This window comes from Pseudomonas machongensis (assembly GCF_034961125.1).
GTDB lineage: Bacteria > Pseudomonadota > Gammaproteobacteria > Pseudomonadales > Pseudomonadaceae > Aquipseudomonas > Aquipseudomonas machongensis.
The window spans coordinates 1-8,474 of sequence record NZ_JAYFUI010000142.1 but is presented as its reverse complement, the minus strand read 5'-3'; the positions used below and the strand labels follow the sequence as shown (position 1 = coordinate 8,474).

The window sequence follows — 8,474 nt, the reverse complement described above, 5'->3', positions numbered from 1 at the left end:
AGGAACACCACGACCGAAGCCAGCAACTCTCGCGGCAAGGCCGCTTTTATCTGTGTCATGTTCACCATAACGCTCCTTTTCTGATTCACGGCCATTCCACTGGCCGACGGCACGGGGATCCCTGAATCGCGCGCAGGCGCGGGCCGCCAGCAGGCTTGCCGGCAAGTAGGTCAGGGAAATTCAAGGCAGCAGAAAGCCCTGCCGCGCCTGGTGGGCGCAGCCGGCTATCAAGGTTTCTTCAGGTGTTGGGGTCGCTTAGTAGCGGCCTCTCGGAGTTGCGCACGGCACTGGCTCGCCAGCAGCCAGGGGCAGGAAGCTGTCGCTCGCGGCGTCGTAGGCTTCGATGCGGCTGGTTTCGATATCGTAGATCCAGCCGTGAATGTAGAGCTGTCCGGCCGCCAGGCGCGAGGCGACCGAAGGGTGAGTGCGCAGGTGATGCAGCTGAGCGATGACGTTTTCCTTGGTCAGCACCTGCATGCTCTCGTGTTCCGTTTCGCACGAGCAGTTGCTCTCGACCACAGTACGGGCCACTTCGGCGTGGCGCAGCCAGGCGGAAACGGTCGGCATCTTGGTCAGCGACTGCGGGTTGAGCACCGCGCGCATCGCACCGCAGTCGGAGTGGCCGCAGACGATGATGTGGTGAACGCCCAAGGCCAACACAGCGTATTCGATGGCGCTGGAAACACCGCCGTTCATCTGCCCGTAGGGCGGTACCACGTTGCCGACGTTACGGGTCACGAACAGATCGCCCGGCGAGCTCTGGGTGATCAGTTCAGGCACGATGCGCGAGTCGGCGCAGGTGATGAACATCGCGCGCGGCTTCTGCGCGGTGGCGAGCTTCTTGAACAGCTCCTGCTGCTCGGGGAAAACGTCATGGTGAAACTTCAGGAAGCCGTCGACGATGTGCTTCAGGGCGGCATCGGCGCTCTCGGCGGGAGCGGCCGGAACGGGCTTGGATGGGTCCTTGACGGGCATGATTCATCCTCTTGACGGTTTGTAGGTAAGTTCCATTTTACCGGGGAAAGATTCTGGCTATGCGGAGAATTAGATGACGCGCACAGGTAATAAATCACAGTCGCTGTGGACTGACTTCCTACGCTAGCGGAGAAAACTTAACTGAAACTGAATTCGGAGGCTCTAGAACGGGCGTTCCAGGTTTTCGAGGGGAGGCTTTGATAATAGCAAAAAAGCATCAGCCGCCAATACCCTCCAATGAAATTATTGGTAGGTATTAGTCAGGTTACAGGGTAGTGAAACTGTACGGTGGTGGCCTCTTCGTGGGTGAACCCGCTCCTGCAAGACCTTCAGCGTCTCAAAACAACGCCATCTGCTCCCCAGGTGGGCAGAACGACGTGCAATCCAAAGCCAGCCCCTCCCGCCCTTCAAACCCCAACTGCCGCGAAGCCTTGCGAAAACGCTGCGCCAGCAGCTCGGCGAACACGCCTTCACCCCGCATCCGCGCGCCAAAGCGGCTGTCATACAGCTCACCACCCCGGCTCTGACGAATCAGGCTGAGCACGTGGGCCGCACGCTGCGGATAATGGTCCTGCAACCACTGTTCGAACAACGGCGCCACCTCCAGCGGCAGGCGCAGCATCATGTAGGCGGCGCTCTGCGCGCCAGCTTCCTTGGCGGCCTGAAGCAGGTGCTCCAGTTCGCAGTCGTTGATCATCGGGATCATCGGCGAACACAGCACCCCCACCGGCACACCCGCCTCGCGCAACACGCGGATCGCCCGCAGGCGCGCCTTGGGTGCCGCCGCGCGGGGCTCGAGGGTGCGTTTGAGTTCGTCGTCGAGGGTGGTCAGGCTGATCATCACCCGCGCCAGGCGCTGGCTGGCCAGTTCGCTCAAGAGGTCCAGGTCTCGTAGCACCAGCGAGCCCTTGGTGACGATGGTCACCGGGTGCCGGTAGCGCAGCAGCACCTCGAGCAGGCGACGGGTCAACTGATGCTCGCGCTCTATGGGCTGGTAGGGGTCGGTGTTGGCGCCGAGGTTGATCGGGGCGCAGACATAGCCCGGCTTGCTCAACTGCTGCTCGAGCACCTCGGCGGCATTGGTCTTGGCGATGAGCTTGGTCTCGAAGTCGAGGCCGGGGGAGAGGTCCCAATAGGCGTGGCTGGGCCGGGCGTAGCAGTAGATGCAGCCGTGTTCACAACCGCGGTAAGGGTTGATCGAACGATCGAAGGGCAGGTCAGGCGAGGTGTTGCGGGCGATGATGGTCTTGGCGGTTTCGATCCGCACCTCGGTGCCCTGGGTGAGGGGGACTTCCTGGTGCCAGCCGTCGTCCTCGACCACCGAATGGCTGGGGGCGAAGCGGTTGTGCGGGTTGGTGGCAGTACCGCGACCGCGGACTGGGGTTGGTTTCATGGTGGAAAACCCGAATTGCTGTATATGCATACAGTAATCCGGGTTTGCACAGAAGACCAGTGCCGTCAGGCGGACGGGGTCAATCCGGCTTCTTGAGCTTCGGATTCGGGAAGAACTGAACCGTCTGCACCTTTACCGGCTCGGCCTTGACCGCCTGCTGGTTTACCCGGGTACCGAGCTCCTTGGGCACCGACAAGCCCTGCTCGTTGAGGGTGTCGGTGAAGCCGCAGGCCACACACTCGCGGTGTGGCACGCCGTCTTCGTTCCACATCATCAGCTTGTCGGGCTCGCTGCACGCCGGGCATACCGCCCCGGCGATAAAGCGTTTCTTGGTCTTGATCACGCCGCCCTCACTCATGCCGCCGCATCCTCGGTCAGGCCACTATGACGCAGCAGCGCATCGATGGAAGGCTCACGACCACGGAAATCGACGAACAGCACCATTGGCTCGCGCGAACCGCCCCGAGCCAGGATCGCCTCGCGGAACGCGCGGCCAGTCTCGGCATTGAGCACGCCTTCTTCCTCGAAGCGCGAGAAGGCGTCGGCCGACAGCACTTCGGCCCACTTGTAGCTGTAGTAGCCCGCCGCATAGCCGCCGGCGAAGATGTGCGCAAAGCTGTTGGGGAAGCGGTTGTAGGCCGGCGGACGCATCACCGTGACCTCATCGCGCACGCCCTCGAGCACCTGCAGCACACTGCGGCCGTCGCCATGGGTGGCGTGCAGCTCGAAGTCGAACAGCGAGAACTCCAGCTGGCGCACCATCATCATCCCGGACTGGAAGTTCTTCGCCGCCAGCATCTTGTCCAGCAGGTCCTGGGGCAGCGGCTCGCCGGTCTCGTAGTGACCGGAGATCAGTGCAAGACCTTCAGGCTCCCAGCACCAGTTCTCCATGAACTGGCTCGGCAGCTCGACCGCGTCCCAGGCCACACCGTTGATGCCCGACACGCCGGCATGCTCAATGCGGGTGAGCAGGTGGTGCAGACCGTGGCCGAACTCGTGGAACAGCGTGGTGACTTCGTCGTGGGTGAGCAGCGCCGGCTTGCCCGGTGCAGCCGGGGTGAAGTTGCACACCAGGTTGGCCACCGGGCTCTGCAAGGCGCCTGCCGCGGTGCGGCGACGATCGCGGGCACCGTCCATCCAGGCGCCGCCGCGCTTGTTGGCACGGGCGTAGAGGTCGAAGAAGAAGCGCCCGACGTGCTGGCCGTTCTCCTTGATCTCGAACAGGCGCACATCCGGGTGCCAGGCGTCGAAACCCTTGAGCTCGGCGATTTCGATGCCGTAGAGGCGCTGGACGATGCTGAACAGGCCGCTCAGCACCTTGTCGATCGGGAAGTAGGCACGCAGGGTTTCCTGCGACACGCTGTAGCGCTGCTCACGCAGCTTCTCGCCGTAATAGCCGGCGTCCCAACTGGCCAGCTCCGGGGTGCCCTGCTCGGCGGCGTAGGCCTTGAGCTGCTCCAGGTCCTGTGCCGCGAACGGCTTGGAGCGCTTGGCCAGGTCACGCAGGAAGCTCAGCACCTGGTCGCTGGATTCGGCCATCTTGGTGGCCAGGCTCAGCTCGGCGTAGTTGGCGTAGCCCAGCAGCGCGGCCAGTTCCTGACGCAGGTCGAGGATCTCGGCCATCACCGGGCCGTTGTCGAACTGCCCGGCGTTCGGACCCTGGTCGGACGCGCGGGTGCAGTAGGCGGCGTACAGTTCTTCGCGCAGGGCGCGGTCGCTGGCGTAGGTCATCACCGCGTAGTAGCTGGGGAATTCCAGCGTGATCAGCCAGCCGTCGAGGCCTTTGGCCTGAGCAGCGGCGGCCATCTGCGCCTTGGCCGATTCGGTCAGGCCGTCCAGCGCGGCTTCGTCGGTGACGTGCTTGGTCCAGGCCTGGGTGGCGTCGAGCAACTGGTTGGAGAAGCGGCTGCCCAGTTCGCTGAGCTTGCTCTGCACTTCGGCGTAGCGCTGCTGCTTGTCGGCCGGCAGGTCGATGCCCGACAGACGGAAGTCACGCAGGGCGTGCTCGAGAATAGTCTTCTGCGCCACGTCGAAACTGGCGGCCTCGGCGCTGTTGGCCAGCGCCTGGTAGGCATCGAACAGGGCGCGGTTCTGCCCCAGCTCGGTGGAATAGGCGCTCAGCGCCGGCAGGCACGACTCGTAGGCCTCGCGCAGTTCCTTGCTGTTGCACACCGCATTGAGGTGGCTGACCGGGCTCCAGGCCGCGCCCAGGCGGTCGTTGAGTTCGTCCATCGCCAGCACCAGGCCGGCCCAGGAGGGATTCTTGCCCTGCTGCGCGAGGATATCGGCGATGGCCTTGCGGTTGTCGGCCAGGATCTGCTCGATCGCCGGCAGCACGTGTTCGGCGCGGATTGCGGAGAAGGGTGGCAGGTCGTGGGACTGCAGAAGCGGGTTGTTCGCACTCACGGTTTGGATACCTTGGCAGGAGAAACACGGGACCATCTTAATTACAATCGACGCCGACCGCAGCAGGCAGCCTGCCTATCGGCATTGCAGAGGGACACTATCATGGCCATCCGGACCTTCCGGGAACACACGCCAAAAGTCGGCCCACGCGCCTTCGTCGACCGTTCGGCGGTGGTGATCGGCGACGTGCAGATCGGTGAAGACAGCTCGGTCTGGCCGCTGACCGTGGTGCGCGGCGATATGCACCGCATCCGCATCGGCGCGCGCACCAGCGTGCAGGATGGCAGCGTGCTGCACATCACCCACGCCGGCCCCTTCAACCCGGACGGCTTCCCGCTGATCATCGGCGACGAAGTGACCATCGGTCACAAGGTGATGCTGCACGGCTGCACACTGGGCAACCGGATCCTGGTCGGCATGGGCAGCACCATCATGGATGGCGCCATCGTCGAGGACGAGGTGATCATCGGCGCCGGCAGCCTGGTACCGCCCGGCAAGCGCCTGGAGAGCGGCTACCTGTATGTCGGCAGCCCGGTAAGGCAGGCCCGGCCGCTGAACGAAAAGGAACGCGCGTTCTTCCCCTACAGCGCCAGCAACTACGTGAAGCTCAAGGACCAGCACCTGGCCGAAGGCTACGATCAACCGGAATGACGCATTCGCGGGCAAGCCCGCTCCTACAGGCTCTGTGATTATCCTGTAGGAGGGGGCTTGCCCGCGAAGCAGTCGACGCAAGACTTGAGTGGAACCGCATACATGCACCAGCAAAACATTCTCTTCGACCTTGACGGCACCCTTACCGACCCACGCCTGGGCATCACCCGCTCGATCCAGTACGCCCTGGCCAAGCTGGGTATCGACGAGCCCGACCTGACCCGCCTCGAGCACTTCATCGGCCCGCCCTTGCTGCAGGCCTTCATGCAGTTCTACGGCTTCGACGAGGCCAAGGCCTGGGAGGCGGTCAACTTCTACCGCGAGCGTTTCCGGGTCACCGGTCTGTACGAGAACCTGGTGTTCGACGGTGTGCCGGAACTGCTGCAAGCGCTCAATGGCCAGGGCCGCACCCTCTACGTCGCAACCTCCAAGCCTTGGGAGTTCGCTCGCGAGATCGCCCGCCATTTCGCCTTCGACCGGCATTTCAAGGTGATCTACGGCAGTGAGCTGGATGGCACCCGCACCAACAAGGTCGAGCTGATCCGCCACCTGCTGGACGAAGAACGCCTGGACCCGGCGCAGACCCTGATGATCGGCGACCGCAAGCACGACCTGATCGGCGCCCGCAGCAATGGCCTGCAGGCTGTAGCGGTGGGCTACGGGTTCGGCAGCCGTGAAGAGCTGGTGGCCGAGGCGCCGGAGTTTCATTTCGACACGGTGGCGGATTTGCACCGGGCGTTCATCAAGGCTTGATGGCCACGGGGCCGCGCGCGGCCCCGGCATATCAAGGCTGTGCCATCAACCGCTGCAAGGCCGCTTTTCGCTGATCGATCGGCTGCTGCCCCAAGTGCTCGACCCGCTGATAGAACAGCGTCCAGTCCTCGCCTGCCTCACGAAACAACGCCGCAAACGCCGGCACCCACTGGTCATACAGGCCGAACGGCAGCAGCTTGGCGTTGCTCATCGGCCCATACACCCAGGCGTCATAACGGCGATCACCGGCCCAGTCCCGATCACGCAGCTCGCGGTATTCACGTCGCAATCGCGCGAACTCGGCCTGCTTGGCCACTCGCTTGTCGGCATCAGCAAGCGTCCCGGCATAGAGCGCCTGCCGGCGCTCGCGACTCGCCAGCACCAGGCGGATGAACTGTTCACGCTGCCGCGCCCCATCCTCGTGAGCCGCCGCAAGCCCGCGCGCCATGCGCCATTGCCGCGTGCCCTCCTGTTCGACGAAGGTGGCGAAGGACTCGTTGAATTCGGTGTCGTCCTTCACGTAGAAGCGCTGGTGCGCCAGCTCGTGAAAGATCAGCGTGGCCAGGCGCTCCTCGCCCCAGCCCACCATCGACGAGAGGATCGGATCGTCGAACCAGCCCAGGGTCGAGTAAGCCTCGACACCCCCGACATACACATCCAGCCCCTCCTCGCGCATCAGCGCTGCCGCGCCGCGCGCCGCACCCTGGCGGTAGTAGCCGCGGTAGGCGACGCAACCGGCGATGGGGAAGCAGTGAGTGACCGGCTGCAGCGACAACTCCGGCGTGGCGAACACATTCCACACTACATAAGGTCGGCCAAGATCGGCGTACACCCGGTAGCTACGGTTGTCCGGCAGCTTCAGGTGCTCGCTGGCGAAGGTGCGGGCCTGCTCGGCATGCAGCAGGCGCTGGCGCAGCCGTTCGTCAGTCGCAGGATCGGCCAGCATGCGCTCCACCGGCTGGCGTGCACGCAGCAGTTGCCATTGCCCTTCGGCCAGTTGGCCGTAGTAGCCGAGGCTGCCGCAACCGCTCAGCAGGAGCGCGGCCAGCAGCGGAACAAAAGGGCTGAAAACGCGGTCGAGAGCCCGGTGGCCTGAGCGCTGTAGCAGAAAAAGTCGAAACATCAGGGCTGTTCATCCCGCTCAAGGCCTGTGCGTTCCAAGACTATCTCGCCAGGGGACCCTTTCGCCATGCGTACACTGTTTGCCGTCGGCACCTTCGGGCTGCTGAGCGCCTGCTCCACCTTGCCCGATCCCGATCCCAACCAGGCCTGGATCGACCTCGCCCGCGACGACGACACCTCGCTGCACGCCGTACAGCTGGACGAGCGCGACTGGGCCGACAACCGCTATTTCGAAGTGCCGCCAGGTAGCCATGAGCTGACGGTGCGTTACCAGTTTCCAGTCTCCCCGAGCAATATCGGCCCGGTCGACGAGCCACTGTGGCGCGACTGCCAACTGAACCTGACCTTCAAGGACTTCAGCGCCGGTCAGCGCTACAGCCTGCAAGCCGGCAGCATTGGCTTGCGCCCTTGGGTGAAACTCTATGACGGACAGCAGAAACTGATCGGCCAGGGCCTGCCAGCGGGCTGTCAGCGCACCTGATCAGCGCTATGCTTGTAACCTGTGACCCGCAAGCGGAGTTTCCTCATGCGCCAGCCCATGATGCTGATCGCCCTCAGTGCACTGGGGGCTTGCGCCAGCCCCTTGCCACCCAAGGACCCGGCCCAGGCCTGGGTTGATCTCTACACCGTCACCCCCGGCCGCACCATCATGGCCGACAAGCTCGATGGCAAACGCCTCGACGACGGCCGCTACTTCCAAATCACGCCGGGCCGCCACGAACTGGTGGTGCGCTTCGACTACGAGCTGACTGCCGGGCTCTTCACCACCAGCCCGACCGAGCGCACCTGCTACCTGACCGTGCGCTTCGACAACTTCAAGGCCGGCGAACGCTATCGCCTCGAAGCCCGGGCCCCGGCGATGCAGCCGCAGGTATACCTGTACGACGCCAATCGCCAGGTGCTGGTAGACGAGCCAAGCAACATCTTCTGCATTCCATGAACAACGGGGTCGCACTGCGACCCCGCTGCAACGACCGCTATTGGTCGTTCTTCTGGTAGATGATCTTCTTGGTCCCGCCATCGCAGCTGCCAACGACCATGTTCTGATCACTGACTTCGCTGTTCGGTACGATTTCCAGGGTGTAGGAAGGCACCCCAGCCGCCTGGATCTTCGCCTCGATCTCGGTCTTGAGCTCCTCGCACGGCTTGACTGCCGCCAGCGCGGAGGTGGCCA

Annotated in this window: 10 protein-coding genes; 4 read left to right on the top strand and 6 right to left on the bottom strand. The window is 63.9% G+C overall.

From position 1 onward, the window contains the following. Positions 1-255: 255 nt before the first annotated feature. The 4 genes from VA602_RS14530 to prlC form a co-directional block, all read right to left on the bottom strand. Positions 256-975, bottom strand: a complete 720-nt coding sequence (locus VA602_RS14530; RefSeq protein WP_054893379.1) for a carbonic anhydrase — start codon at positions 973-975, stop codon at positions 256-258. 337 nt (positions 976-1,312) lie between these two features. Continuing rightward, complete coding sequence (locus VA602_RS14525) at positions 1,313-2,368, bottom strand: PA0069 family radical SAM protein (protein WP_323453558.1); 1,056 nt, start codon at positions 2,366-2,368, stop codon at positions 1,313-1,315. A gap of 79 nt (positions 2,369-2,447) precedes the next feature. Beyond that, positions 2,448-2,726, bottom strand: coding sequence for a YheV family putative zinc ribbon protein (locus VA602_RS14520; RefSeq protein WP_112897047.1), 279 nt, complete (start codon positions 2,724-2,726; stop codon positions 2,448-2,450). Then, complete coding sequence (gene prlC, locus VA602_RS14515) at positions 2,723-4,810, bottom strand: oligopeptidase A (RefSeq protein ID WP_323453557.1); 2,088 nt, start codon at positions 4,808-4,810, stop codon at positions 2,723-2,725. Before prlC ends, VA602_RS14520 begins: the two co-directional genes overlap by 4 nt. 66 nt (positions 4,811-4,876) lie before the next feature. Between prlC and VA602_RS14510 the strand changes: the two genes are divergently transcribed. Beyond that, positions 4,877-5,425, top strand: a complete 549-nt coding sequence (locus VA602_RS14510) for a gamma carbonic anhydrase family protein (RefSeq protein ID WP_054893383.1) — start codon at positions 4,877-4,879, stop codon at positions 5,423-5,425. 102 nt (positions 5,426-5,527) lie between these two features. After that, positions 5,528-6,178, top strand: coding sequence for an HAD family hydrolase (locus VA602_RS14505; RefSeq protein ID WP_054893384.1), 651 nt, complete (start codon positions 5,528-5,530; stop codon positions 6,176-6,178). Positions 6,179-6,209: 31 nt separating this feature from the next. Here VA602_RS14505 and VA602_RS14500 read toward each other — a convergent pair whose 3' ends face one another. Further along, positions 6,210-7,301 (bottom strand): aminopeptidase, encoded by a 1,092-nt coding sequence (locus VA602_RS14500; RefSeq protein ID WP_323453556.1) that lies wholly within the window; start codon positions 7,299-7,301, stop codon positions 6,210-6,212. A 66-nt stretch (positions 7,302-7,367) separates the two neighbouring features. On the opposite strand from VA602_RS14500, the gene VA602_RS14495 reads away from it, so the two are divergent. Then, entirely contained in the window at positions 7,368-7,781 is a 414-nt protein-coding gene (locus tag VA602_RS14495; protein ID WP_153774351.1) for a PA0061/PA0062 family lipoprotein, read from the top strand. A gap of 45 nt (positions 7,782-7,826) precedes the next feature. Further along, positions 7,827-8,240 (top strand): PA0061/PA0062 family lipoprotein, encoded by a 414-nt coding sequence (locus VA602_RS14490; RefSeq protein ID WP_054893387.1) that lies wholly within the window; start codon positions 7,827-7,829, stop codon positions 8,238-8,240. A 37-nt stretch (positions 8,241-8,277) separates the two neighbouring features. Here VA602_RS14490 and VA602_RS14485 read toward each other — a convergent pair. Continuing rightward, positions 8,278-8,474, bottom strand: a 197-nt coding sequence (locus VA602_RS14485; protein ID WP_323453555.1) for a DUF1161 domain-containing protein, incomplete at its 5' end; no start/stop codon positions are given.